The organism is Seongchinamella unica (assembly GCF_004354085.1).
GTDB classification, from domain to species: Bacteria; Pseudomonadota; Gammaproteobacteria; order Pseudomonadales; family Halieaceae; genus Halioglobus; species Halioglobus unicus.
In genome coordinates, this window is record NZ_SMSE01000003.1 from 215,076 (window position 1) to 238,369 (window position 23,294).

Sequence of the window (23,294 nt, forward strand, 5' to 3'; positions counted from 1 at the left end):
GTTCCTGGGTGACGCCGGTATCGGGTCGCAACCCGAGATGCCGCCGTCGCCTCCACTTTCTCACCACCGGCCCCGACGCACATGTTCCCCGCCTTTGACCATATCCTGATCGAGGTTCCCGTCCTCGGGGCCGCCGCCGATGACTACGCCAGACTGCTGCCACGGCCCACCGGCGACAGCTTCCTGCTGGGCAATGTCAACATTCGTCTGAGCCAGGTCGATGGCCTGGCCAGACCACGCATCGCCAGTTTGGCCCTGCTGGACCCGGCACTTGCCAGCGGCAGCTCGGCGCCACTGGCGGGCGGGCCGGGGAACATACCATTGAGCCGGGCACACAGTCGGGAACCCGATTACCAGGAACCCGCCAGCGCCTGCGGCATTTATGCGGTAGACCACCTGGTGCTGCAGTCAGGCGACGCCGATGCCTGTATCAGCCTGTTTCGCGACCAGCTGGGGCTGCGTCTTGCGCTGGATCAGCAGGTTCCCGAGTGGGGCGGGCGAATGCTGTTTTTCCGCCACGGCAAAATGACGCTGGAAGTCATCCATAACCCCGAAGATCCGCCCGCCAGGGACTTCTTCTGGGGCATCACCTACCTGTGCCTCGATATCGACGCCACGCTGGCGGTATTGGACGCAACGGGTGTAAAACACTCGCCCGTCAGAGAGGGGCGCAAACCGGGCACCCGGGTGAGCACCCTCAAGAGTCATTGCCTGGGGCTACCGACGCTGCTGATCAGCCCCTGATCTCTTCTTCAGCTTTATACCCACACGAGGCTTTCCAGTGAGCAAAATCGAATTCAGTGCGGAACAAAAGGCAGTGCTTTGCCAGCAACTCAAGGCCTACGTAGCCAACGAACTGGACCACGAAATCGGCCAGTTTGAAAGCGAGTTCCTGCTGGACTTCATCGCCGGGACGATCGGACCACACTTCTACAACCAGGGCGTGAGCGATGCCGCTGCCGTGGTAGCCAGCCGCTTCGAGGACATCGCCCACGCATTGTACGAGATCGAGGTGCCGCTCTAACCCGCTGGCGCTCCCGGGCCATTCTGCGCCGTGTGCCGGACCTGCAGCCGGAACAGGATCATCGCTGTCAGCACCAACACTTCGGCGCTGGATTCGAATATCTCCTCAAACACCTGTCCGGTGACGTTGTGGAAGACCGGCACCTGATCCACCAGTTGCGACAGGAAAAACACCCCGGCCCAGGCCAGTGCGAACAAGGCCCAGGGCAGACGGGCCCTGAGGGCGCTGATAAACACCGGCCGCTGCTTTTTCAGGTAGCGGTACATCACCACCAGGAACAGAATCACGATCGCCGCCAGGAACAGCTTGGTATACAGCGGAATCAATTCGTGGGAGAAGAAGCGCTTGAACTGGGTAGCCTTGGCGTGCTCGGACACCTTGTAGTGGAAATCCGCCTCGCGCAGCGCGTAAAACATGAGTAGGTATGACAGGTGCAGGTAATCCGAACTGCGCTTGCTATCCACCAGAGCAAACAGACAGGCCAGGGCAAACGCCGCGAAGATAGCTGTCTGACCGACCAGTTGCACCGGACCGCTGTCTTCGATGAGTTGCTTGAGATGGGCGGCGTCGTCGACCGCCAGCAGGGCGACTGCCGATGCCGCCATGGCTGCCAGTATCAGGCAAAACAGGGTCACGGTAACCGCGGTTCCGGGGTACGGCTGTTCAGGCTGGTTCATTAATTATCGCTCCATGCTCTACGGCAAACTCTGGGCTATGGTAGCTTCTTGTGTCATGCACCGCTAACCCGATTCGGGGTAGAAAGCCCACGGCTGTATTATGCTGTTGATCTGCACAAGGAGCACCGCGATGATCGACCACCTGAGCATCTACGCCACCGACTACGAAACCACCCGGGGCTTCTACCGGAGGGTTTTTGCGCCCCTGGGCCACCGGCTGCAAATGGAATTTGCCGACCCCGGCGACCAGCGTATGTGCGCGTTTGGCCCCCAGGGCAATCCGGCCTTCTGGGTGATCGAAGTCACGGCAGCGGCTCCCCCGCGGCACGTCGCCTTTTGCGCCCAATCCCGGGAGCAGGTCCGCGCCTTCCACCAGGCCGGCCTGGACGCTGGCGCCAGCGACAACGGGGCGCCTGGCCTGCGGCCTATGTATCACGAGCACTACTACGCTGCGTTCCTGATCGACCCCGACGGCAATAACATCGAGGCGGTATACCATCGCCCGGAATAACCGTCTGCGGTGAATCGTGTCATGGTCTCGAGCGCGTCGAGACGGTATATTTCTGGCCTCAACAACAAGCTGCCAGGAGAAATGAGTGAGTACAGTTATCGGTGGCGTGGACTACGGCCCACTATTCCAGCTGATCGGCATGTGGCGCGGTGACAAGGGGCTGGATGTCGCCCCGGAGCCAGACGGCGACGACAAGCACGCCTACTACGATGAGATCGAATTCACCCCCGCCGGGGCTGCCGAAAACGCCGAGGAGCAGAACCTGGTTTGCGTCAAATACCACCAGCTGGTGCGCAAGCGTAACAACGGCAGGGTGTTTCACGACCAGATAGGGCACTGGATCTACGAACCAGCCACCGGCATGGTGGTCCATTCCCTCTCCATTCCCCGGGCCGTGGCGGTACTGGCGGGAGGCACCATGAACCAGAATGGGAAGGAAACCGTGTTCCAGGTGGAGGCAACCGCCGGCAGTCACACCTTTGGTATCCTCCAAAGCCCTTTTATGCTGGAAAAAGCCAAAACCACCGGGTTCAGTATGCGCCTGCGCATTGAGGGTGATGAGCTCAGTTATGAGGAAACCACCTCGCTGGACATCTATGGTCGCTCGGTTGAGCATACCGACGCCTGCAAACTGCAGCGCGTGATCTACGACTACGACTGACTCCCGCCAGCCCAGCCCCAGCGACATTCTGCGGGCTTTACGGGGGCTGGATTCCCTTATGTATTCGATGTAAACTTCCGCTCCCGAAAGGGCCGATAGACCGCGCTGATAGCGGCCATCGACTCCACTTATGGCCCGCGGCCAGGGCTTTGACTACACTCATTGCCCGCACACCACCCCCACCAACCTGAGACAGGACATCGATATGATCTACCAGAGTGAGCAGCTCACGATCAAACGCCTGGACGGCGACATCGCCGAGCTGAACTTCGACCTGCAGGGCGAATCCGTCAACAAATTCGACCACGCCACTGTCACCAGCCTTACCGCTGGCCTGGACGCACTGGAGGCAGAGAGCGGCATCAAGGGCCTGCTGGTCACCAGCGGCAAGCCGGTCTTTATTGTCGGTGCCGACATCACCGAATTCACCAGCCTGTTCGGCTCCAGCAAGGAAGAGATCAAGCCTTTTACCGGCGCCAACAACAAAAACTTCAATCGCATTGCCAGCCTGCCCTATCCCAGCGCGGTCGCCATTAACGGCTTCGCCATGGGCGGTGGACTGGAAGTCTGCCTGGCCTGTGACTTCCGTGTCATGAGCACCGCGGCCAAAATAGGGCTGCCCGAAACCAAGCTCGGCATTATCCCTGGGTGGGGTGGTACGGTACGCCTGCCACGTATCATTGGCGTCGACGAGGCGGTGATGTGGATGGCGACAGGCGCGGAAAAACGACCCGCCGATGCCATGAAAGCAGGCGCGGTGGACGCGGTTGCCAGCCCTGAGCAGCTGCGGGGTGTAACCCTGACCACTCTTCAGACCGCCATCGACGGCAAGCTGGACTACTGCGAGCGCCGCGTGCGCAAGCACGGCCCGCTGCCGCTGAATGACACTGAGGCGCTGATGACATTTTTCACCGTGAAATCCATGGTGGCCCAGCAGGCGGGCAAAAACTATCCCGCTCCGGTCAAGGTGGTAGAGGTGATCGAACAGGCCCACAAGATGGGCCTGGAGGACGCACTGGATGTGGAGGCCGAGGCCTTCGCCGAACTGGCCACCGGACCGGTTGCCGCGGCACTGGTCGGCGTATTCCTCAACGACCAGCTGCTTGGCAAGAAGGCCAGGGAGTGGGAGAAAAAGGCCGACAAGCCCATCGAAAGGGCTGCGGTCCTGGGGGCCGGCATCATGGGCGGCGGCATCGCCTACCAGAGCGCCTACAAGGGCACGCCCATCAAGATGAAGGACATCGCCCAGGAGGGCCTGGACCTGGGCCTGAAAGAGGCCAACAAGCTGCTGGCCAAGCGCGTTGATCGCGGCCGCATGACGGCTGCCCAGATGGGTGACATTCTTAACAGTATCGACCCCACCCTGACCTACGGTGGCTTTGACAACGTCGACATCGTGGTGGAAGCGGTGGTCGAGAACCCCAAGGTGAAGCACGCGGTACTGGCGGAAACCGAGAAGCAGATCGACAAGGACACGGTGCTGGCTTCCAACACCTCCACCATTTCCATCACCTACCTGGCACAAGCGCTGGAACGCCCGGAAAACTTCTGTGGTATGCACTTCTTCAACCCGGTACACGCCATGCCACTGGTTGAGGTCATCCGCGGCGAGAAAACCTCTGATAGCGCCATCGCCCGCACCGTGGCCTATGCCAACAAGATGGGCAAGAAGGCGGTGGTGGTGAATGATTGTCCCGGGTTCCTGGTCAACCGGGTACTGTTCCCCTACTTCGGCGGCTTCAACATGCTGCTGCGCGATGGCGCCGACTTCCAGGCCGTTGACAAGGTCATGGAGCGCTGGGGCTGGCCCATGGGCCCCGCCTACCTGATGGATGTGGTCGGCATCGACACTGGCGTACACGCGGCCAACGTGATGGCCGAGGGTTTCCCGGATCGCATGCAGCCAGACTTCAAGAGCGCCACCGAGATCATGTTCGAACTGGAGCGCTTCGGCCAGAAGAACGGCAAGGGTTTCTACGAATATGTTGAAGACAAGCGCGGCAAGCCGATAAAGACCGTCAACGAGGATGTCTACGGCATGATCGCTGACGTGGTGGGTGAGAAAACCGATTTCGACAAGGACGACATCATCATGCGGATGATGCTGCCGATGGCGATTGAAATGGCCCGCTGCGTGGAAGAAGGCATTGTTGGCACCCCCGCCGAAGCGGACCTCGCCCTGCTCTACGGCGTCGGTTTCCCGCCCTTCCGCGGCGGCATCTTCCGCTGGATGGATACCATCGGCCTGGCGGCCATCAAGGAAGCCTCGGACAAGTTCGCCCATCTCGGCAAGGCATACGAGCTGACCGAGCGGATGAACGAAATGCTGGCAAACAGCGAAACCTACTACTAGGCAACGGGCTAACAAAGGAGAAATACTGTGAGTTTGAATCCAAGAGACGCAGTGATCGTAGATTACGCCCGCTCAGCGATGGGGCGTTCCAAGAACGGTTGCTTCCGTAACGTACGCGCTGACGACCTGTCAGCTGAAATCATCAAGGCCATGCTGGGCCGCAACGAGGCACTGGACCCTGCCGAGATCGACGACCTGATCTGGGGCTGCGTGATCCAGCGCGGCGAGCAGGGCATGAACCTGGCGCGCATGATTGTGCTCAACGCCGAACTGCCCCACGGCATTCCCGCCCAGACCGTCAACCGCCTGTGTGGCTCTTCCATGAGCGCCCTGCAGACCGCCGCTGCCAACATCATGGCCGGCATCGGTGACGTCTATCTGGTGGGCGGAGTGGAGCACCTGGGCCACCTGCCAATGATGGACCCGGCCAATATTGACCCTAACCCCCGCATGGGCCGCTCGGTGGCCAAGGCTGCGGGCATGATGGGCATGACGGCCGAAATGCTGGCGATCATGCACGGCATCAGCCGAGAGGACCAGGACAAGATGGGCCTGCGCTCTCACCAGCTGGCCCACAAGGCTGCCGTTGAGGGTAAATTCGACCGGGAAATCGTACCCATCGATGGCCACGATGAAAACGGCGCGCTGATCAGCGTCACCGCCGACGAGACCATTCGCCCCGACACTACCCTGGAGGGCCTGGCCCAGCTCAAGCCCTCCTTCAACCCCCAGGGCGGAACCGTCACCCCGGGCCAGTCCTCGCAGATCTCCGACGGCGCTTCGGCCATGCTGATGATGTCGGCAGAGAAGGCCCAGGCGCTGGGCCTGAAGCCTATTGCCAGAGTGAAGGGTATGGCCCTGGCGGGGGTTGATCCCTCCATCATGGGTTACGGCCCGGTGCCTTCTACCCAGAAAGCGCTGAAGAAACTGGGCCTGACCATGGACGATATCGACATGGTAGAGCTCAACGAGGCCTTTGCCGCCCAGGCACTGCCGGTGCTCAAGGACCTGGACCTGCTGGACAAAATGGATGAGAAGGTCAACGTCCACGGCGGCGCTATCGCCTTGGGCCACCCCTTCGGCTGTTCCGGCACCCGCATCACCGGCTCGCTGCTGAATATCATGGAAGACAGGGACCTGACCCTGGGCATCTCCACCATGTGCATCGGCCTGGGCCAGGGCATCACCACGGTGATCGAACGCGTCTGATTCACGCCCCGTAACCATGCCAAAAGGCCCGCTGAACAGCGGGCCTTTTTTTGCCCGGCATCGGGTCAGGTAACCAGGTTTTCGCTCAGCCCGTCTGCGACAGTAACGCGTCAATAGACTCCAGTGACTGCAGCAATGCCTCGACCCCCATCTCACTGTCGCGGAAAAACTCTTCCGCCATCGGTGAAATACCGCAGCGCTCCGGCAATGGCTCTCCGGCTTCCAGCAGGCGGTAAATTGTCGGGATAAATACGAACTGCAGCCACTGTGGCAGGCTCAGGGTATCGACACAGAACGGCTCGGTGGATGCCAGCGCCTGGCTGGAGGGCGGTATCTTGTCCCACAGGCCCAACTGGCGCAGTTGGGCCTCGATATCAATCAGTACTTCGGCAATCTCGGTGTGCATGGATGCTCTCGCGCAATTCTCCCGCGCATTCTACCGGTATCAGTACCAAAGCAGGAGATGGTTTTGACCCGGCGCCAAAGGGCAGGTAATCTGCGTCACACCTAGCGGGTGTAGTTCAATGGTAGAACGGCAGCTTCCCAAGCTGCATACGTGGGTTCGATTCCCATCACCCGCTCCAATTTAAAAGGGCCCCATCGGGGCTCTTTTACATTGGATGGGGTGATGTGGATGAGAATCCACGTCGGGTTCGACAAATCGGCAGGACAGCCGATTTGAACGCCGCAGGCGCCCGCAGGGTGAGCGCCAGGATGGCGCGAATTATTCCCATCACCCGCTCCAATTTAAAAGGGCCCCATCGGGGCTTTTCTTGTTGGACTCTAGGCCGCCAGCACCTGCCACGCGATCGCAACGATGCCGTACAAGCCGATAAAATAGAACAGCGGTCGAATCATTGGCCAGCCGAAGGCATACACTATCGCGTGCGCCACCCGGGCATAAAAGAACAAACTGGCCGCCATCACGGTAGTGCCATTGGACACACCGGCAGCCTGAGCCACCAGCACCACGATCGCAAACATCACCAGGTTTTCCTGCATATTGGCGGTAAGTCGCTGCAGGCGCAGGCGCAGTACCGAGGGTTCGGGGAGGTTGTCGCGGCTGCCCGCCTGCGCCAGCAGGCCATTCTGGGCAATGGCGAGGCCAGCCTGGGCCAGGATGATGACCAGGAAAAGCAGGGTACTGTAGACCAGCATTGAGAGTTCGACAGACATATTATTTTCTCCATCTTGTGGTTTGTCGTGCCCCAAGTATGCCCTCATCGTTCGCCGTGTAAATCTGTTCCTCGGGTCACCTGTTGGCGTAAGCTGGTCACTTTACAGCAATGATGGATAGCCCCCATGCGCGTCATGTCGGTCAACATTGCCCGGGTTCGTGAAATACAGTTTCGCGGAGAAAGTCATAAGACCGGCATTTTCAAGGAACCGGTAACGGATGCTGTGTCTGTCAGCGCGCTCGGCCTGCAGGGCGACCGACAATGCGACCTGCTCAACCATGGCGGCGAGCACAAGGCGGTCTATGGGTTTGCCCTCGAACACTATGGACACTGGCGGGAAACCCTGGACCAGCCGGGCCTGGGGCCCGGTGCCTTTGGCGAAAACCTGACTATCAGCGGGCTTAATGAGGATACCGTTTGCATTGGCGATCAGCTCGCCATCGGCTCGGTGCGACTGGAAGTGAGCCAGCCGCGGGTGCCCTGTTTCAAACTGGGAGTGGCACTGGATGATGACCGTGCGCCAGCCCTGTTTACCCGGCATTTTTACACCGGCGTTTACTTCCGGGTCATCGAGGAGGGTGACCTGAAACGGGGCGATAAGGTTGAGGTCACGGGCCGACACCCCGCCGGGCTCAGTGTTCACCGGCTGTTCCGGGCATTTTACGATCGGGATTATCCGGACCGCAACGCCCTGCTGGCTGAGGCAATGAAACTCGATGTGCTGGCCCCGGAATGGCAGCACAAGCTGCGCACCCGACGCTGAGGCCGGCTCAGGCCAGTTCGCGCCTGAACGGCGGCAGGGAATCGAGAATCGCGCGGCCGTAACGCTTGCTGATAATGCGCCGGTCCAGCAGGGTCACCCGCCCGGTGTCGGTTTCGGTGCGCAGCAATCGGCCCGCCGCCTGCACCAGACGCAGTGCGGCGTCGGGTACGCTGATTTCCATAAACGGATTCCGGCCCTGCGACTCGACCCACTCCGCCAAAGCCGCTTCCAGTGGACTGTCTGGCACCGCGAAGGGGATCTTGGCAATCACCACGTGGCGGCAGTAATCCCCGGGCAAATCCACCCCCTCGGCAAAACTGGCAAGACCGAAGATCACGCTGCCTTTACCCGCATCAATCCGTTCCCGGTGCCGCCTGAGGATTTCCTGTTTGCTGTAATCGCCCTGCATCAGGATACGATCAGCCATGCCACCGGCAACCCCCTGGTAAACATCCAGCATCTGGCGCCGGGATGAGAAAAGCACCAGCGCCCCTTCCGCGGGATCCAGCAACTGCGGCAGTCGATCGACAATGGCCGCCGTGTGCGCCTGGGCATCCCCCGGCTCGCTGTCCAGTTGTGGCACGGAGAATACCGCGTTGGCATAGTCGAAAGGACTGGCCACCTGTTTGTAATTGGCGTCCCGGGGCGAGCCGGAATGCAGGATAAAACGCTCGAAGGAATTAAGCGCGGTGATGGTTGCGGAGGTGATGATCACGCCCGCCGCGCGCTGCCACAGATTCTCCGTGAGTATCTCCTCCGCCAGCACCGGGCTGCTGCGCAGGTCAAAGCCGTACTGGCCATCGCCGGTGAGCATGGTAATCCAGCGCGCCACCGGCGGAGTCGCAGCTTCTCCACCCTCGGCATAGGCCTGCCACAGCGCCAGCGCTCCCTCCGCCCGGCCCAGCATACCGCCCAGATTTATGTGCCAGGTTTCAATCTCGGATTTGTCCAGGCCACTGAAGTCGTCATCCAGTGCGTCCTCCAGCACGGCTTCCATTCGCGACAGGGCGCCGACCAGGTTCTGGAACTGGCTGGCCAGGCTCTGGGCCACGCGCTGCAGGTTTTCCGGCACCACCCCGTGCTCAAAACGCAGCTGGGGATCATCCCGCTGCCCTTCCGGGTCCACACCCTCGAACAACCGGGCGACCAGCTGCTCGGCGTTCTGCAGGCTGGCCACGGTCTCGTCCATTTCTGCTGGCAACTTCTGCAGCAGGCGCTCAAGGGAATCCAGCTGCCCCAACAGGGGCGCGCCCTGGGCCAGGGCCTTCTTGCTGTCCTGCACCCAGGCTGTCGTTGTATGGAGCCGACAAAAACTGGAAAAGTGGGCGAGGGCCTTGTCCGGCAGGTGGTGGCCCTCGTCGAAAATATAAATGCTGTCTTCCGGCGGCGAGAGTATTGCGCCGCCACCCAACGCCAGGTCGGCCAGGGTCAGGTCGTGGTTAGTGACGATGATATCGGCGTTCTGTAATTCATCCCTTGCCTTGAAAAAACTGCACTGGGAGATGTTGGGACAGCGGCGGCCGGTGCATTGGGCATGATCGGTCGTGACCGGATACCAGACCTCTTCGGCAATCGTGTCGGGCCAGTTGTCCCGGTCACCATCCCACTGGCCCCTGCCCAGCGCATCGATCATGCCGTGATACACCGGCATAGCCTCGACCGGGGATGCCGCGGAGACGTCCTCCGGATACAGGGCCAGCATGCTGGTCTCGCCCTGCCCTTCCGCCAGCAGCCGGTCGAGTTTCGACAGACAGACATAGCGGCGCCGGCCCTTGGCCAGGGCATAGCTAAACTCCAGACCGCTGTGATGCTTGATATCCGGCAGGTCCTTGTGGATGAACTGTTCCTGCAGGGCGATAGTCGCGGTAGCCACGATCAGGCGCTTGTCCAGGGCCAGGGCCATGGGAATAGCCGTTACTGCATAGGCGATGGTTTTGCCAGTACCGGTGCCCGCCTCGATGACGCAGACCGCCGGCTCCTTCACCGGCCCTTCACCCGGCCCGGGGATCCGGGCCAGGGTGTTGGCGATTTCAGCAATCATCTGCCGCTGGCCCCAGCGCGGGGTCAGCTGCTTGCTCTCCATCAGCGCGTTGTAGGCCTCGCGAATGGTGTCCTTGAGTTCGTCAGTCAGCAAGGCCGGGTCAGTCGTCCGCCCGGTCCAGCTTGCTCACCACGGCATTGGCATAGATGGCCAGGGCGTGCGGGCGGTGCTCTTCCGGCAGGGCATTGATGCGCTGCTCAAACTCCTCGCGGCTGCAGTCGCCCTCCTCCAGGTAGAGGTTTTCCGGCTTGGGGGCGTGATCGCCGTAGAGCATGTCGTAGGCGTAAAGGTTAGTGGGGTGCAGACAGTACTGGTCTATCACCTGCCGGTCGATCTCCGCAGCAACCTCATCGGCGTTGGCGAACTCGCTGCCCAGCGGGCTACCGAACGACACATGCACCCGGCCCTTGTTACCGGCAATCCCCTGGCCGATGGAGGTAACATCCTCCTGCTCGCCTTTCTGGTAAGTGCCGGTGCTGGCCAACTGGTACAACTCCTTCGCCTTGAGCCCATCGCAGGGATCCAGTTCGTAGGCAATCGCCACCGGGACGATACCCAGACTGGCAATATGCTCGCCGAAGGACTGGGTCGCCTTGTCGCGGCTCATTCCCAGCATCTTGATCACCGCGGGCTCGGTTCGATCCATGCCGTCCTTGGCCCGACCCTCTCGCTGGGCAATCCAGATGGGGGCATTTTCCTCCAGCAGTGAATGCTGAATGTAACTGGCGAGTTTTTTTGACGCCGCCAGTAATTCCCGCGGTCCGCTGACCGAGCGCTTGACGATAAAACTCTTGTTCAGTCGCATCAGGTCAGCCACCCAGGGCTTGGTGAGCAGATTATCGCCAATGGCGATACGCACCGTCTGGTGACCGCCGAGGTGCAGCGCGTAATTGGTAAACGCCGGGTCCATGGCGATGTCGCGATGATTGCTCATAAACAGGTAGGCGCGGGAACTGTCCAGCGCGTCCAGCCCGGACACGGAGAGACCGCCACTGGTGTTCTCGATCATGCTTTGCAGATAGCCCTTGATGACCATCTGCATCTGGTGAACATCATTAACGCCGCGCAACTGGCGGCCCAGTTTCATCCGCACCAACCAGCGGGCAAAACCGGGCAGGATGCGGTAGAGCCTCTGCAGGCGCAGCATCGCCAGCGAGTCCAGTAGCTCGGGATCCCTCAGCAGTCTGGCGAGCACCTCGGGCACTTCCCCATCACGGTAGGGGCGAATATCGACAAAGGGATCGCTCAAGCGGGAAACCTCGGATGGGAAAGCGCCACACCTTACCCAAAATACTGCCACGAGTCATCACCGGGACGCATCGACGCTGACTTGCCCTGGCCTTTCTGCTAATCTTCGCCCGCATTTAAAAACCTGACACCTCTGGAGGATTTATGGACGCCAGTTCCGCCACCTTTTTGACGTTTGGCGCAGCAACCCTGCTGGCCAGCTGGGTATTGTTGTTGATCGCTTCCTGGAAGGAAGATTACAGCTGGGGGCTGTGCACGCTGTTTCTGCCCCCCCTGTCCTACCTCTACGGGCTGGCGCGCCTGGACAAGGCCGGTGAAGCCATCCTGGTGGCAGTGGTCGGCTGGGTATTTATTTTTCTCGCCCTGTAGTGCCGCAGCATCCCTGGAGAAGCGGTATTAACGCCGGTTAATGCCGCTGCCAATATCCGGCAAAAATTATTTATTTCCCTTTAAATTCAAACAATTAAGGTAAAGCAATCAGCATCCATTCCTGGACTGTTACCTAAATTCCCAATTTATTACAAATTGGTAACATCTGTTTGTTACCTGCGCCCCGTATAATGACCTCTCTTGACGGGCGACGCCCGCCCCGAGGTCCATAGTGAATTTCAAGGAAATTGTGATGAACGTCATCAAAGTTGCGGCAGTTGCCGCCCTGGCCGCATTTTCAGCCACCAGCTTCGCCGCCAAGCCCACCAGTATCGTATTTGACGCCAACGGAGAAACCAGCGATGGATCTCCCTACTCGACCTACATGGTCAAGTGCTCAAACGGCAAGAAGAAAGAACTGACGGCCTGGGACAACCGCAAGAAATGGTGTGTCGGCGACGCCACCAGCGAAACCTGCGAGAAGAAGCAGATCAAGGCTGCCAAGGCCGCCTGCAAGTAAGGCAATGCGCCTCCTGATGCCGTGGTGCCAGTTGGAACCGCGGCACCCGGTCAACCTGCCCCCTGCTCCAGATAGCGTCGCCTGAGCTCTCGCTGCTCGGGATCACCCACGCCCAGCGCTTCCTCCAGGTACTGTTCCACAGACCCGTAATTGTCATCGATACTGGCCAGGGCTCGGGCCAGGTAGTCCTCGTGGACCTCCAGCATGGGCCGAACCGCATCCGCATCCACGTGCTCCATCCCGTATTTGCTCTGTAACCGTGCCATCTCCCTGTCCGGGTTGAAGAATCGAGCCGTTAGCATATAGTCCCGCATCACTACGTCCCGGGGCACTCCCAACGCCAACAGCACAAGGGCTGCGGCAAATCCCGTGCGATCCTTGCCCGCGGCGCAATGCACCAGGAAACGGGCGTCGTCCAGTTCCAGTATTTCCCGAAACATGCGTCCATAGGTCTCGCGCTGGCCTTCGGCGAAGTCGCGGTTGATCTCGACCATGAAATCAAACATCGCCTGGCGGCCAAACTCGAGCTGTCCTTCGCCCTGTTTTTCCGCCTCCTCAAAGAAGCGCGAGTTACTGCCGGGAATGATCGGCAGGCTGGCGATTCGCGGGGGGCGCAGGGGAGGCAGGCGGCTGGGGTCGCTGGCCTGTTCCTCCTCACGGCGAAAATCGCACACCAGGTCCAGTTCCAGGCTGGCCAGCAGGTCGATATCCCGATCGCTGAGGCTGGACAGCTGGCCAGATCGGTACAGATAGCCCCATTTTACCTTGTTGCCGTCGGCGGTCCGGTAGCCACCAAAATCACGAAAATTGGGTGTGCCCTCCATGCCCAGTTTGCGCTCGCTGGCCAGAATTTCGTTGCCGTGCTGGTCGCGGAGGCGAAAAAAGTGCCGGTTGCCCGCTGGCAGCCCGCTGACCCTGGCTGCCTGCTCAAGCTGGACCACCTGTCCCTCGCCCAGCGGCTCGACTGTCACCCGGGTGTCCGGGTGACTGGCCTCCCATTCAAGGTGGTAATCGCCTCCGGCATCGCGCCAGATGTGAACTGCATCGGAAATCAACATGTTACTCAAACTCTTGGTTGGGGAGGACCAGCATGGGGGCTAATTGTGAAGGCTTTTCAATCCTGACGGTAGGCAAATACGGCCTTCAGCAGGGTATTGACCAGCGCCAGTTGCTTGTCCAGCGCCGTTTTACTGAAAGGGTCCTCGCCCAGCAGGTCCCGGTACATGGGGGCCATGGTCACGTAGGACATCACCAGGTTGTTGAACGCCATCACCGCCCAGGGTTGCAGCCCCTGACTCGAGAGGACACCGAAATAATCATCGTCCAGTTCCGCGGGCTCCGGTGAGCTGAACATGGGGCTGAACAGGCGCTCGATGATCTCGTTGGTGTGCGGCCCACCGGACAATGCGGCGTGTTGCAGCAATCGCGCCAGGTTGGGGTTGGCATGGTGCTGGCGGACTATCGTTTCCAGCCACTGTAATACCCTCTCCTGGCTCAGTTCACTGGACTCCTGCATCTCGTTGAGGGGTCGGCCAAATTCCAGCAAAAGGCGCTCAAGCACGGCCTCGTAGAGGGCTTCCTTGTTGCGAAAATGGTTATACAGGCTGGGAGAGCGGATGCCGACGCGATCGGCCACATCTCCGAGGGAGGTCGCACTGTAGCCCTTCTGGGCGAACAGGTCTTCCGCCGCGTCGAGTATCCGCTCGGCGGTCGTCGGGGCGCCATCACTGACTGGTAATTCACTGGCCATAGTAAAGGGGTATACTCGTCGCGCCGCTGACGGCATGAACAACTACTAGCCATTAGTATAACCGCAGGACGAGCCCCATGACACCGGACAAAACCGACTCCACGCTGTCGCCACGGCAGATGATGTCCAAACCGGGCAAGTCCGGCCTGGCAAGGCTGCTGGCGGCCACCCGCTACAGCTGGCAGGGATTCAGGGCCGCCTGGTTGCACGAGGCGGCATTCCGGCTTGAGGTCACCCTGGCGCTGGCGTTTGTCCCGCTGGCCTTTATCATCGGGCAGACGCTATCGCACCAGATTGCCCTGATCATAACCTGTGCCCTGGTCATCCTCGCGGAGGTTATCAACACTGCCATCGAGTCTATCATCGACCGCATTGGCACCGAGCGCGACCCACTCTCCGGCCAGGCCAAAGACCTCGGCTCAGCGGCGGTTTTCGTCACCCTGGTACTGTTCCTGCTGGTCTGGACCGCAAGCTTCTGGCATTATTTCCACGCCCCCTGAATCCGGTTGACAACCGGCAGGTGAATGTGAATAATCGCGCCTCTTGAATTTTTGACCCTCTAGAGGACGAATACAGTGGCAAACTCACCACAAGCAAAGAAGCGCGCTCGCCAGGCTGAGAAGCGTCGCACCCACAATGCCAGCCTGCGTTCGCTGGTTCGCACCAACATCAAGAAAGTCGTTGCCGCCATCGGCTCCGGCGATGCCGAGCAGGCCAGGGCCGCTTACGCCGCCGCGGTACCTGTCATCGACCGTATGGCCGACAAGGGCATTATCCACAAGAACAAGGCTGCTCGTCACAAGAGCCGCCTGAACGCCCAGGTTAAAGCACTGTCGGCGTAAGTTCCGCGTGAATTAAAAAAGGCCGGCTATATAGTCGGCCTTTTTTTTGTCTGCCCGAACAGGGCAGGGGCGCTGGCGACAGCCGGCGCCGGCTGGCATCGCGCCTTCAGGCAGCGCTGCTGGAGGCCTGTTCCGCTTCCTGCTGCTCGTGCTCTTTGGCAAACTCGGCCAGCATACTCTGCTCGTAGGACTGCGCTTCGTCAGTATCCAGTGGCCGCTCCAGCGCCGCCCAGTTGATGTCGCCGTCGGTAGCCAGGTTTTCGTACTCGAGGATACCCAGTTCCTCAAACTTGGGCCTGATCCTGTCGGTCATCAGGCCGATACGCTTGAGGTTGGGCACTACCCGCTGGAACAACAGGTTGCGGAAAGTGGCCATGACAAAGCCGTCCAGCACCCGCTGACGGGCATCTTCGACATCCCAGCCGAAATAGGCGAACACGTCGGTGGCCACCAGGCGTTCCCGGCTGACCACACAGGCCTCGTAGGCAAACTGGGCGCGGGCCTCCTTCTCCTCCTGGGGCAGGCTGTGGACAAACTGCTCCAGGTAATTGACGCCAAAGGTTACGTGGCGGGCCTCATCCCGGGTTACCAGGTAAACCACATCCTTGAGTACCGGATCAGGGGTGGTTTCACGGGTGGTGTTGAATGCTGAAAGCGCCAGACCCTCGATCACAATCTGCATGCCGATGAATTTCATATCCCAGCGCCGGTCGGTGAGAATCTTGTCGAGGATACTCTTGAGGTGGGTATTGACCGGGTACATCATGCCCAGGCGCTGCTGCAGGTACTTGTTGAACACCTCCACGTGACGGGCTTCGTCAAAGGTTTGTGAACCGGCATAGAGCTTTGCGTTCAGCGTCGGCGCACAGGAACACAGCTGGGAAGCCACCAGCAGGGCACCCTGCTCACCGTGCAGGAACTGGGACAGGCTCCAGGCATTCATATGCAGCCAGAATTCCTTTCTTCGCTCCTCGGACAGGGCCATGTAGGGCGGATAATCCCGCAGGTTCATCATGTCCGCCTGGGCGTCCTCGTCGATCTCCGGCCAGGGGCGGTCCCAGTCAATGTCCATTTCCGGGTCCCAGTTGAGCTGCTTGCCCAGGTCGTAGAGCTTCTTGATGCGGTCGTCCTGGATCGTGTAGTTCCAGTTGTAGGATCCGGTCAGGGGCGTCTCGAAAATTTCGGCAATATGGTCTACATCACCGCTGGTGAGGAGATCCTCCAGATCCGGATTTTCCCGGGGCCGATCAGCCCCGGCAAAGGTCTGGATCTTGCGCGGCGCACTCTCTGTCCACTCAATTTTCATCGTTTCCACCTGCTGTTATCGTCAGTTTCACTCCACTATGGGCGATCAATGGGCGTCCAACAAGGTAAAGTATTGTCATTTTGCGGTCATATGTGGCCAAATACGCCTATGCCAAGACCGACAACCCCCGCGCAATACGTGCTCATTCTCATCGACCTTGCCGAACAGGCCGGCTGTGAGCGATCACAGCTATTGGCGGGAACTTCCCTGGCCAGTACCGGCGTCGACAACATCGGGGCCCGGGTGGAGGACCGCGACTTCAACCGTCTCGCCCAGAACGCTTTGGCTCTCACTGGCAACCAGGCCCTGGGCATGGAGATGGGTATGCGCATGAATTTGGGCGCCCATGCGGTCCTGGGGCAGGCGTTCATGACCTGCCGCAATCTGGCCGAGGCGATAGACCTGTTTCTCAAGTACCACCATCTGCTGTCCGCCAACCTCAACGTCGACTTCAAGGACGATGAGCGCTACTGCTGCCTGACGATCCAGGACAACGGCCCCGGCGACCTGCCCCAGCACTTCATCCAGGAATCCTTCTTCGCTGCGGTACTGAACACCATCCGCGGTCTGTTGAATATGCCGGAGCTGCAGGTGCGACTGGAACTGCCCTATCCGGAGCCCGCGCATTCCGACCTCTACCGCGATGTATTCGGCGAGGAACTGCAGTTCGAGGCGCCCCAGGGCCGGGTTATTTTCCCGTCGGAATTGATGCAGGCGCAGCTGCCCTCCTCCAATCCCGCCCTGCGCGCGCTGTATGAACAGGAGTGCGCCCGGCTGCTGGCCGACCTGGAAGAAGAGGACTCGGTGGCACAGCAAACCCTGCGACTGCTGCGCAAGCTGGAGGGCCAGTACCCCCAGATGCCAACCGTCGCCCGTATGCTCAACTTCAGCCCGCGCACGTATCGCCGCCGCCTGCAGCAGGAGCAGGAGTCCTTTCAGGAGTTACTGGACCGGGTGCGCGCCGAGCATGCCACCCACTACCTGAAACACACCCGCCTGCCGCTATCGACCATTGCCTATATGGTCGGCTTTAACGACGCCTCCAATTTTCGCCGTGCCTACTATAAATGGACCGGCAATGCGCCCCGGGATATCCGCAGTGGCACGTAAGGCACTGGCAGTCCACGTTGGCGCCGAGGCGGCCGGGCAAATTGCCGAGCGGGGCTGGAACCCCGACCTGTTCAGCCTGTTGCTCGGTGCGTCGGGGGGCCCCAAGTGGTTTATCCTGGGGCACCTGGACCGGATGTTGTTCGGCGACTTCCTGCAAGGGGGCAGCCAGCCCCTGTCCACCCTCGGCTCGTCTATCGGCGCCTGGCGCAATGCGTGCCTGGTACAACCCGACCCGGTAGCCGCCATCGACAGGATGGAGCAAGGCTACCTGCACCAGCAATACGCCAGTGCCCGCCCCGGGCCGGAAGAGGTCAGCACAGTCAGCCGCGCCATTCTGCAGTCGATGCTGGGCGAAACCGGTAGTGATGCCCTGGTCACCCATCCACGTATCAACAGCCAAATTGTCACCGCCCGGGGCAGGGGTGCAGCCGCCTCACGCAGCTCCGCACTGCTTGCCACCGGTATGGGAGCCGCGGCACTGGGCAACACTGTCAGCCGAACGTTGCTGCGCCACCACTTCCAGCGGGTGGTATTTCACGCTGGCTCAACAGGCAGCCCGGGGCTCAGTTTCAACGACTTCAACACCCGGCACTGCACCCTGACACCCGAGGCGGTGCTGCCTGCGCTGCATGCCAGCGGCGCGATTCCTTTTGTGCTCAGCGGTGAGCGGGACATACCCGGGGCACCACGGGGCCAGTACTGGGACGGCGGCATTATCGACTATCACTTCGACCTGTCCCAGTACCAGGGTGAGGGCCTGATGCTCTATCCGCACTTTCGCGCCGGCATCGTCCCGGGCTGGTTTGACAAGTTCCTGCCATGGCGACAGCGGTCGGTCGGAGCAGCCCGAAAACTGGTGCTGCTATGTCCCGACGAGAATTTCGTCGCCACGCTGCCCCACGGCAAAATTCCCGACCGCAACGATTTCAACCGATTTGATCCACAAAGGCGGGTACGCTACTGGCAGCAGTGTATTGACGCCAGCGCCGCGCTGGCGGGGGAATTTGCCGATTTACTGGCACAGGATGATCCGCTGGCAGGGGTTGTAGTCCACTCCTGAATCAGGTGACGTGCTCGTCGAGAAAGCTCTGCACTTCGTTGCGGATCGAGCCTTCGAACATCGAGGTCAACAAACCCAGCTTGACGGAAATATCAATCAACCCATCGTGAAAAGACATGACCCCGTCCACGCCTGCGCCCTTGATCCTGACCTTGTCGCCTTCCCAGCGACTGCGGACTCCGTGTTCGCGGGCCAGGCTCTCCGCCAGCTCCTGCGCCGCCGAGCGCACGTCTTCCTTGGGCATGGTGTATGGTTTGGTTATGCGAAATCCGGACACTTGCCTACCTCTTTTTTGCTACCAGTATAGTGCACGACCGGGGGCGGCACACCCGGACCTGACGACATTAACCGGGCGGTCGGAACACGCCCCCTGACAGGGTGAACGCCTCACCGCAGCACTCGCGGTCGAGCATGGCCTCTATCACGGACGGCTGTTCACTGTAGGCTGCGGTCCGCCTGCCGTCAGCGAGGTCGAATACCGCCACTGCCCGCCAGGGCTCTGCCCCCTGGAACATTACCGTGTACCCGGCGACCACGGCATCACCCTCGAAATCGGCGACCAGTTCGCGTATGTCACTGACCTGGCGGACCTGTTCGGTGACGTCGTCGAACACCCAGCCATCGGGATTGGGCTGCGCTGACCACAGGGCCACCCCCTGCTTGGTGAGAAAGCCGCTGACCGTGGTCACCAGGCCCGTTTCCCCGGGTTGTTCCCGCAACAATTGGGCCATGCGCACGGTGGCCTGCAACACAAAATTGTTGAGCGGCCCGCCGCCAAAGGTCATGCCACCGGTCACGCTGAGATCGCCGTCACCGCTCATGCCGAACTCGTGCATTTGCGAGCGCACCGCCATGGGGAAACAGGAGTACAGCTCCCGCAGTTTGAGGTCCTCGAAACTGACCCCCGCACGCTGCATGGCGGTTGCGCCGGCGACCCGAAAACCAGGACAGCCTCCCAGGTCGCCGCGACTGGATACCACCGACATAAAATTGGATTCGGCAAAGGCGCGCGGGTGTATCCAGCGCCCGGGATCCAGGCCCAGCTCCCGGGCAACCGCCGCGCTGCAGAAAATCAGTCCGGCGCCCTGATCCACATTCCACTGGCTGTTGTGCAATTTGGTATAGGGAAAGGCCAGCATCCGGTTCGCGGCGGTGGGTTCGCTAATGGTCGCGGCAGCTACCGGTTCCCTCACCCAGGCCTGGGGATTGTCAGCGGCGATCTCACTGAAACGCTGGTACATCTGCCCCATTTGCCGCCGGTGTTGTTCCGGCGTCAGGCCCTGCTTGAAACGCAGGGCACTGTCCATGATTGCGTAGTAGCCCACCGGCATACCGAGGCCGGCGGCAGACTCTACCTGCGACCACAGCTCGTCCTCCGGCAGCAGTTTCAGATCTGGCTCTGCATCCTGTTGCACGGTCTCTGCCGCTTCCGTACCGGCTTTGGCGGCGCACTGTGCACGGTACTTGGCCTCGGCGCCCGCCACCAGAACCACCTCTGCCTCGCCCTCGGCAACCAGCTGGCAGGCACGCGTCAGCAGGGTCTGCTGGGATACGCCGATCTCCGCCAGCACAGTGCGTGCCTGGCTGGCGCCAAACGCATCGGCTAAGAGCCGACCGGGATCGCTGTATCCCCAGATACCCTTGGGCACCAGGATCTCGCTCGCCCGGGACAACAGGCTGTCACTGCCGGCATCTGCGGCGGCGTCGCGCAGGGCCTTCTCCATAATGGCGACAGGCTCCAGCGCCGCGTTGAAATCGGGGTTATGCTGCTGAAAGGCCGCCACGCCCACCAGCACGGGTGCATTGTCTTCCATCTCAGTCCCTCGGAATGGCCAGGCCGTGGAATCCCGCGGCCCCCGCGGCTTTCGCCTCGGGTCGATGGTGGGCGGGTTCGCCCGCCCCCGTTTGCACAGCGCATCTCATGAGGTTGCTCCTGTTATCATTGACCGATTCATACTCTAGCGCCTGGCGCTCCAGTGGTCTGCAGGCGCTTGAAATTTAAAGCATCGGCCTTACATACTGAACCCCGGGGCCCGCCACTGCGCAGGGCGCCACCCACCATCGATGGAACCAGCACTATGTCTGAAGGCGAGCTGCGAGGCAGAAACAGAACCCAGCGTTTCCTCTTCGAGGAGGCCGATATCCGCGGCGAAATCGTGCAACTGGAGGACTGTCTGGCTGACATCACCGCGATCCACCAGTACGCCCCCGGGGTCCATCAACTGCTGGGGGAATTCCTGGCCGCGGCGGTGCTGCTGGCCACCACGCTCAAGTTTGAGGGCCGCCTGGTACTGCAGGCCCGGTCCCAGGGGCAAATCCCCCTGCTCATGGCCGAGTGTGACAACGAACTCAACCTGCGGGCGATTGCCCGGGGTGCCCAGCAAGCAACCTCCGATCGCTTTGACCAGCTGCTCACCGGTGGCCAGCTGGCTATCACCATAGATCCCAGCAGCGGCAAGCGCTACCAGGGTATTGTGCCGCTGGTGGAGGACTCCCTCGCCCACAGCCTTGACGCCTACTTCCGCCAGTCAGAGCAGCTGGGGACCCGGTTCTGGCTGGCCTGCGATGGGCAGCGGGCTGCGGGGATGCTGCTGCAACAACTGCCGGCCCAGCAGGTTGAGGATCGCGTTCGCCGCGATGCCCAGTGGGAACATGTCAATGCCCTGGCCGCCACCCTGCAGCCGCAGGAGCTGCTGACCGTATCGGCGCCTGAGCTGGTACATCGGCTGTACCATGAGGACCCTCTGCGGCTGTTTGAACCGGCACCCGCCCGCTTTCACTGCAATTGCTCCAGGGAGCGCACCCTCAAGGCCCTGAGTACACTGCCGCGGGAGGAAATTCGGGAATTACTGGAGGAGCTGGGCAGCATCACCATGGATTGCGAGTTCTGTAACCAGCAATACCGCTTCCTCGAACAGGACCTGGATGGCATTTTGCAAAGTGATGACCCCGGAACATTACATTAGCGTCATTTATAGTGGGTATAAAACAATTCCTTCCCCAGGCAATTCGCATTCCTTAACGATTCTGACATAATTGTTGCCGCCAGATTACCGCCATACCAACCGGGGATATAACCCTGGTAAAAAAACAGGACACACAATGACCGCCACCGCACCCGTCGCCCAGGAATACCTGGACCTGGTTCCCGCCCAGCTGATTGAACAAGCCCTGAAAAGGGGCGAGGGCACTCTCACTGACACCGGCGCCCTGCTGGTAACCACCGGCAAGCGCACCGGACGCTCTCCTGCCGACCGTTATACAGTGAAAGAACCCAGCACCGAGGAAGCCATCGATTGGGGTAGCGTCAACCGTCCCTTTGACCCGGACAAGTTCGATGCGCTGTGGGACCGGGTAGAAAGCTATATCGCCGAGCGGGACCGGTTTGTTTCCCACCTGCACGTCGGCGCCCATGCCGACCACTACCTGCCGGTCAGGGTCACCACGGAAACCGCCTGGCAGAACCTGTTCGGCCGCAACATGTTTATCCGCCCGGAGCAGTACAATACTGCCCGCAAGGAAGAGTGGAACATCCTCAATGTGGCCAGTTTCGAGTGTGACCCGGAGCGCGATGGCACCAACTCCGAGGGCGTGGTAATCGTCAATTTTGCCCAGCGCAAGGTCTTGCTGGCAGGCATGCGCTATGCCGGCGAGATGAAGAAGTCCATGTTCGCAGTGCAGAACTTCCTGCTCCCCGAAAAGGACGTCATGCCCATGCATTGCTCGGCGAACGTGAGCGAGAGCGGCGAGACCACCCTTTTCTTCGGCCTGTCGGGCACCGGTAAAACCACCCTCTCCGCCGACCCGGATATGTACCTGATCGGTGACGATGAGCACGGCTGGGCCAAAGGCTCCGTTTTCAACCTGGAAGGTGGCTGCTATGCCAAAACCATCAACCTGTCTAAGAAGAACGAGCCCATTATCTGGGACGCCATCCGCTTTGGCGCCATCGTCGAAAACGTGGTGCTGGACGAAAACCGCCACGCCGATTACGACGACACCTCCCTCACCGAGAATGGCCGCTGCTGCTACCCGCTCGAACACGTGGCGAAACGCACAGAGTCCAATGCCGCCGGCGAACCCAAGTGCGTGATTTTCCTGACCTGTGACGTGTCCGGGGTATTGCCTCCCGTCTCCATACTTTCCAAGGAAGCGGCGGCATTCCACTTCCTGTCCGGCTACACCGCCCGCGTCGGCTCGACAGAAGTAGGGGCAGAGGCGGGTATACATCCCACCTTTTCCACCTGTTTCGGCGCACCGTTTATGCCCCGCCCCGCGAGTGATTATGCAGAGCTGCTGATGAAGCGGGTAGAAGATTTCGGCTCCCAGGTTTACCTGGTGAATACCGGCTGGACCGGCGGCTCAGGCGCTCCCGGCGGCACCGGCTCACGCTTCCCCATCCCGGTGACCCGGGCGATTGTTCACGCCTGCCAGAGCGGCGCCCTGCTGGGCGCGGCCACCGAACACCTGGACATACTCAACCTGGATTTCCCCGTCGACATTCCCGGCGTGGACGCCAGGTACGTCAACCCCCGCGCATCCTGGGGTGACGAGGCGGCCTACGACGAGCAGGCCACCAAACTGGCTACCCTGTTCACCCAGAACATCGCCAATTTCGATGTGTCCGATGCCATCATCGCTGCGGGCCCCAAAGCCGGCTAACGACCTCCGC

At 60.7% G+C, this 23,294-nt stretch carries 25 protein-coding genes and 1 tRNA gene; 16 read left to right on the plus strand and 10 right to left on the minus strand.

Annotated elements, in window-relative coordinates; all coding sequences use genetic code 11:
- Positions 1–81 precede the first annotated feature (81 nt).
- Both E2F43_RS13105 and E2F43_RS13110 read left to right on the plus strand, forming a co-directional pair.
- Positions 82–744: a VOC family protein gene (locus tag E2F43_RS13105; protein WP_133213400.1), complete on the plus strand. Its 663-nt coding sequence runs from the start codon at positions 82–84 to the stop codon at positions 742–744.
- A 37-nt stretch (positions 745–781) separates the two neighbouring features.
- Positions 782–1,024 (plus strand): DUF2164 domain-containing protein, encoded by a 243-nt coding sequence (locus E2F43_RS13110; RefSeq protein WP_133213402.1) that lies wholly within the window; start codon positions 782–784, stop codon positions 1,022–1,024.
- On the opposite strand, the gene E2F43_RS13115 is transcribed toward E2F43_RS13110, so the two are convergent.
- Entirely contained in the window at positions 1,021–1,701 is a 681-nt protein-coding gene (locus tag E2F43_RS13115; protein ID WP_133213404.1) for a hypothetical protein, read from the minus strand. The genes E2F43_RS13110 and E2F43_RS13115 overlap by 4 nt on opposite strands.
- Positions 1,702–1,831: 130 nt before the next feature.
- Here E2F43_RS13115 and E2F43_RS13120 point away from each other — a divergent pair, with 130 nt between their 5' ends.
- The 4 genes from E2F43_RS13120 to fadA all read left to right on the plus strand — a co-directional run bounded on the left by E2F43_RS13120 (position 1,832) and on the right by fadA (position 6,435).
- Positions 1,832–2,212 carry a VOC family protein gene (locus E2F43_RS13120; protein WP_133213406.1) on the plus strand — a complete coding sequence of 127 codons (381 nt, stop codon included), beginning with the start codon at positions 1,832–1,834 and terminating at the stop codon, positions 2,210–2,212.
- A gap of 85 nt (positions 2,213–2,297) precedes the next feature.
- The gene (locus E2F43_RS13125) at positions 2,298–2,873 is read left to right on the plus strand and encodes a heme-binding beta-barrel domain-containing protein (protein WP_238946914.1); all 576 of its coding nucleotides are present in this window, start codon (positions 2,298–2,300) and stop codon (positions 2,871–2,873) included.
- Between the two features lie 205 nt (positions 2,874–3,078).
- Complete coding sequence (gene fadB / locus E2F43_RS13130; RefSeq protein WP_133213408.1) at positions 3,079–5,226, plus strand: fatty acid oxidation complex subunit alpha FadB; 2,148 nt, start codon at positions 3,079–3,081, stop codon at positions 5,224–5,226.
- Positions 5,227–5,253: 27 nt separating this feature from the next.
- Complete coding sequence (fadA, locus tag E2F43_RS13135) at positions 5,254–6,435, plus strand: acetyl-CoA C-acyltransferase FadA (RefSeq protein WP_133213410.1); 1,182 nt, start codon at positions 5,254–5,256, stop codon at positions 6,433–6,435.
- Between the two features lie 85 nt (positions 6,436–6,520).
- Here fadA and E2F43_RS13140 read toward each other — a convergent pair whose 3' ends face one another.
- On the minus strand, positions 6,521–6,841 hold the full coding sequence (locus tag E2F43_RS13140) for a YqcC family protein (RefSeq protein ID WP_133213412.1): 321 nt from the start codon (positions 6,839–6,841) through the stop codon (positions 6,521–6,523).
- Positions 6,842–6,945: 104 nt separating this feature from the next.
- Between E2F43_RS13140 and E2F43_RS13145 the strand changes: the two genes are divergently transcribed.
- A tRNA-Gly gene (locus E2F43_RS13145) sits at positions 6,946–7,019 on the plus strand.
- A 199-nt stretch (positions 7,020–7,218) separates the two neighbouring features.
- Here E2F43_RS13145 and E2F43_RS13150 read toward each other — a convergent pair.
- A complete protein-coding gene (locus tag E2F43_RS13150; RefSeq protein WP_165954314.1) occupies positions 7,219–7,611 on the minus strand; it encodes an MAPEG family protein in 393 nt (130 codons plus the stop codon).
- Between the two features lie 126 nt (positions 7,612–7,737).
- On the opposite strand from E2F43_RS13150, the gene E2F43_RS13155 reads away from it, so the two are divergent.
- Positions 7,738–8,376, plus strand: a complete 639-nt coding sequence (locus E2F43_RS13155) for an MOSC domain-containing protein (protein WP_133213416.1) — start codon at positions 7,738–7,740, stop codon at positions 8,374–8,376.
- 7 nt (positions 8,377–8,383) lie between these two features.
- Here the strand turns inward: E2F43_RS13155 and dinG are convergent, their stop codons facing one another.
- Positions 8,384–10,510 (minus strand): ATP-dependent DNA helicase DinG, encoded by a 2,127-nt coding sequence (gene dinG, locus E2F43_RS13160; protein ID WP_133213418.1) that lies wholly within the window; start codon positions 10,508–10,510, stop codon positions 8,384–8,386.
- 7 nt (positions 10,511–10,517) lie between these two features.
- Positions 10,518–11,666, minus strand: a complete 1,149-nt coding sequence (locus E2F43_RS13165) for a 1-acyl-sn-glycerol-3-phosphate acyltransferase (protein WP_133213420.1) — start codon at positions 11,664–11,666, stop codon at positions 10,518–10,520.
- A gap of 143 nt (positions 11,667–11,809) precedes the next feature.
- On the opposite strand from E2F43_RS13165, the gene E2F43_RS13170 reads away from it, so the two are divergent.
- Together E2F43_RS13170 and E2F43_RS13175 are read left to right on the plus strand one after the other, a co-directional pair.
- Positions 11,810–12,034, plus strand: coding sequence for a hypothetical protein (locus E2F43_RS13170; RefSeq protein ID WP_133213422.1), 225 nt, complete (start codon positions 11,810–11,812; stop codon positions 12,032–12,034).
- Positions 12,035–12,287: 253 nt separating this feature from the next.
- Positions 12,288–12,554, plus strand: a complete 267-nt coding sequence (locus E2F43_RS13175; RefSeq protein ID WP_133213424.1) for a hypothetical protein — start codon at positions 12,288–12,290, stop codon at positions 12,552–12,554.
- Between the two features lie 50 nt (positions 12,555–12,604).
- Here the strand turns inward: E2F43_RS13175 and E2F43_RS13180 are convergent, their stop codons facing one another.
- The gene (locus E2F43_RS13180) at positions 12,605–13,612 is read right to left on the minus strand and encodes a tyrosine-protein phosphatase (protein ID WP_133213426.1); all 1,008 of its coding nucleotides are present in this window, start codon (positions 13,610–13,612) and stop codon (positions 12,605–12,607) included.
- Positions 13,613–13,668: 56 nt separating this feature from the next.
- A complete protein-coding gene (locus E2F43_RS13185; protein ID WP_165954315.1) occupies positions 13,669–14,304 on the minus strand; it encodes a TetR/AcrR family transcriptional regulator in 636 nt (211 codons plus the stop codon).
- Between the two features lie 77 nt (positions 14,305–14,381).
- On the opposite strand from E2F43_RS13185, the gene E2F43_RS13190 reads away from it, so the two are divergent.
- Together E2F43_RS13190 and rpsT are read left to right on the plus strand one after the other, a co-directional pair.
- Complete coding sequence (locus E2F43_RS13190; RefSeq protein WP_238946915.1) at positions 14,382–14,804, plus strand: diacylglycerol kinase; 423 nt, start codon at positions 14,382–14,384, stop codon at positions 14,802–14,804.
- Positions 14,805–14,879: 75 nt separating this feature from the next.
- Complete coding sequence (rpsT, locus tag E2F43_RS13195) at positions 14,880–15,146, plus strand: 30S ribosomal protein S20 (RefSeq protein ID WP_133213430.1); 267 nt, start codon at positions 14,880–14,882, stop codon at positions 15,144–15,146.
- Between the two features lie 106 nt (positions 15,147–15,252).
- On the opposite strand, the gene E2F43_RS13200 is transcribed toward rpsT, so the two are convergent.
- Positions 15,253–16,452, minus strand: coding sequence for a ferritin-like domain-containing protein (locus tag E2F43_RS13200; RefSeq protein ID WP_133213432.1), 1,200 nt, complete (start codon positions 16,450–16,452; stop codon positions 15,253–15,255).
- 108 nt (positions 16,453–16,560) lie between these two features.
- Between E2F43_RS13200 and E2F43_RS13205 the strand changes: the two genes are divergently transcribed.
- Entirely contained in the window at positions 16,561–17,562 is a 1,002-nt protein-coding gene (locus E2F43_RS13205; RefSeq protein ID WP_133213434.1) for an AraC family transcriptional regulator, read from the plus strand.
- Positions 17,552–18,622: a patatin-like phospholipase family protein gene (locus E2F43_RS13210; protein ID WP_133213436.1), complete on the plus strand. Its 1,071-nt coding sequence runs from the start codon at positions 17,552–17,554 to the stop codon at positions 18,620–18,622. The genes E2F43_RS13205 and E2F43_RS13210 overlap by 11 nt, the downstream gene beginning before the upstream one ends.
- 1 nt (position 18,623) lies before the next feature.
- Here the strand turns inward: E2F43_RS13210 and E2F43_RS13215 are convergent, their stop codons facing one another.
- Entirely contained in the window at positions 18,624–18,899 is a 276-nt protein-coding gene (locus E2F43_RS13215) for a polyhydroxyalkanoic acid system family protein (RefSeq protein WP_133213438.1), read from the minus strand.
- A gap of 67 nt (positions 18,900–18,966) precedes the next feature.
- Complete coding sequence (locus E2F43_RS13220; protein ID WP_133213440.1) at positions 18,967–20,436, minus strand: acetyl-CoA acetyltransferase; 1,470 nt, start codon at positions 20,434–20,436, stop codon at positions 18,967–18,969.
- A gap of 264 nt (positions 20,437–20,700) precedes the next feature.
- Here E2F43_RS13220 and hslO point away from each other — a divergent pair, with 264 nt between their 5' ends.
- Complete coding sequence (hslO, locus tag E2F43_RS13225) at positions 20,701–21,588, plus strand: Hsp33 family molecular chaperone HslO (RefSeq protein ID WP_133213441.1); 888 nt, start codon at positions 20,701–20,703, stop codon at positions 21,586–21,588.
- 136 nt (positions 21,589–21,724) lie between these two features.
- Positions 21,725–23,284: a phosphoenolpyruvate carboxykinase gene (locus E2F43_RS13230; protein ID WP_133213443.1), complete on the plus strand. Its 1,560-nt coding sequence runs from the start codon at positions 21,725–21,727 to the stop codon at positions 23,282–23,284.
- Positions 23,285–23,294 lie beyond the last annotated feature (10 nt).

Bases quoted from the DNA above. Each gene is read 5' to 3' on its own strand.
- E2F43_RS13115 (WP_133213404.1), bottom strand. From the start codon at position 1,701: ATGAACCAGCCTGAACAGCCGTACCCCGGAACCGCGGTTACCGTGACC.
- E2F43_RS13175 (WP_133213424.1), top strand. From the start codon at position 12,288: ATGAACGTCATCAAAGTTGCGGCAGTTGCCGCCCTGGCCGCATTTTCA.
- fadB (WP_133213408.1), top strand. From the start codon at position 3,079: ATGATCTACCAGAGTGAGCAGCTCACGATCAAACGCCTGGACGGCGAC.
- E2F43_RS13150 (WP_165954314.1), bottom strand. From the start codon at position 7,611: ATGTCTGTCGAACTCTCAATGCTGGTCTACAGTACCCTGCTTTTCCTG.
- E2F43_RS13190 (WP_238946915.1), top strand. From the start codon at position 14,382: ATGACACCGGACAAAACCGACTCCACGCTGTCGCCACGGCAGATGATG.
- hslO (WP_133213441.1), top strand. From the start codon at position 20,701: ATGTCTGAAGGCGAGCTGCGAGGCAGAAACAGAACCCAGCGTTTCCTC.
- E2F43_RS13170 (WP_133213422.1), top strand. From the start codon at position 11,810: ATGGACGCCAGTTCCGCCACCTTTTTGACGTTTGGCGCAGCAACCCTG.
- E2F43_RS13140 (WP_133213412.1), bottom strand. From the start codon at position 6,841: ATGCACACCGAGATTGCCGAAGTACTGATTGATATCGAGGCCCAACTG.
- E2F43_RS13205 (WP_133213434.1), top strand. From the start codon at position 16,561: ATGCCAAGACCGACAACCCCCGCGCAATACGTGCTCATTCTCATCGAC.
- E2F43_RS13185 (WP_165954315.1), bottom strand. From the start codon at position 14,304: ATGGCCAGTGAATTACCAGTCAGTGATGGCGCCCCGACGACCGCCGAG.
- E2F43_RS13220 (WP_133213440.1), bottom strand. From the start codon at position 20,436: ATGGAAGACAATGCACCCGTGCTGGTGGGCGTGGCGGCCTTTCAGCAG.
- E2F43_RS13155 (WP_133213416.1), top strand. From the start codon at position 7,738: ATGCGCGTCATGTCGGTCAACATTGCCCGGGTTCGTGAAATACAGTTT.
- E2F43_RS13180 (WP_133213426.1), bottom strand. From the start codon at position 13,612: ATGTTGATTTCCGATGCAGTTCACATCTGGCGCGATGCCGGAGGCGAT.
- E2F43_RS13230 (WP_133213443.1), top strand. From the start codon at position 21,725: ATGACCGCCACCGCACCCGTCGCCCAGGAATACCTGGACCTGGTTCCC.
- E2F43_RS13120 (WP_133213406.1), top strand. From the start codon at position 1,832: ATGATCGACCACCTGAGCATCTACGCCACCGACTACGAAACCACCCGG.
- E2F43_RS13105 (WP_133213400.1), top strand. From the start codon at position 82: ATGTTCCCCGCCTTTGACCATATCCTGATCGAGGTTCCCGTCCTCGGG.
- E2F43_RS13200 (WP_133213432.1), bottom strand. From the start codon at position 16,452: ATGAAAATTGAGTGGACAGAGAGTGCGCCGCGCAAGATCCAGACCTTT.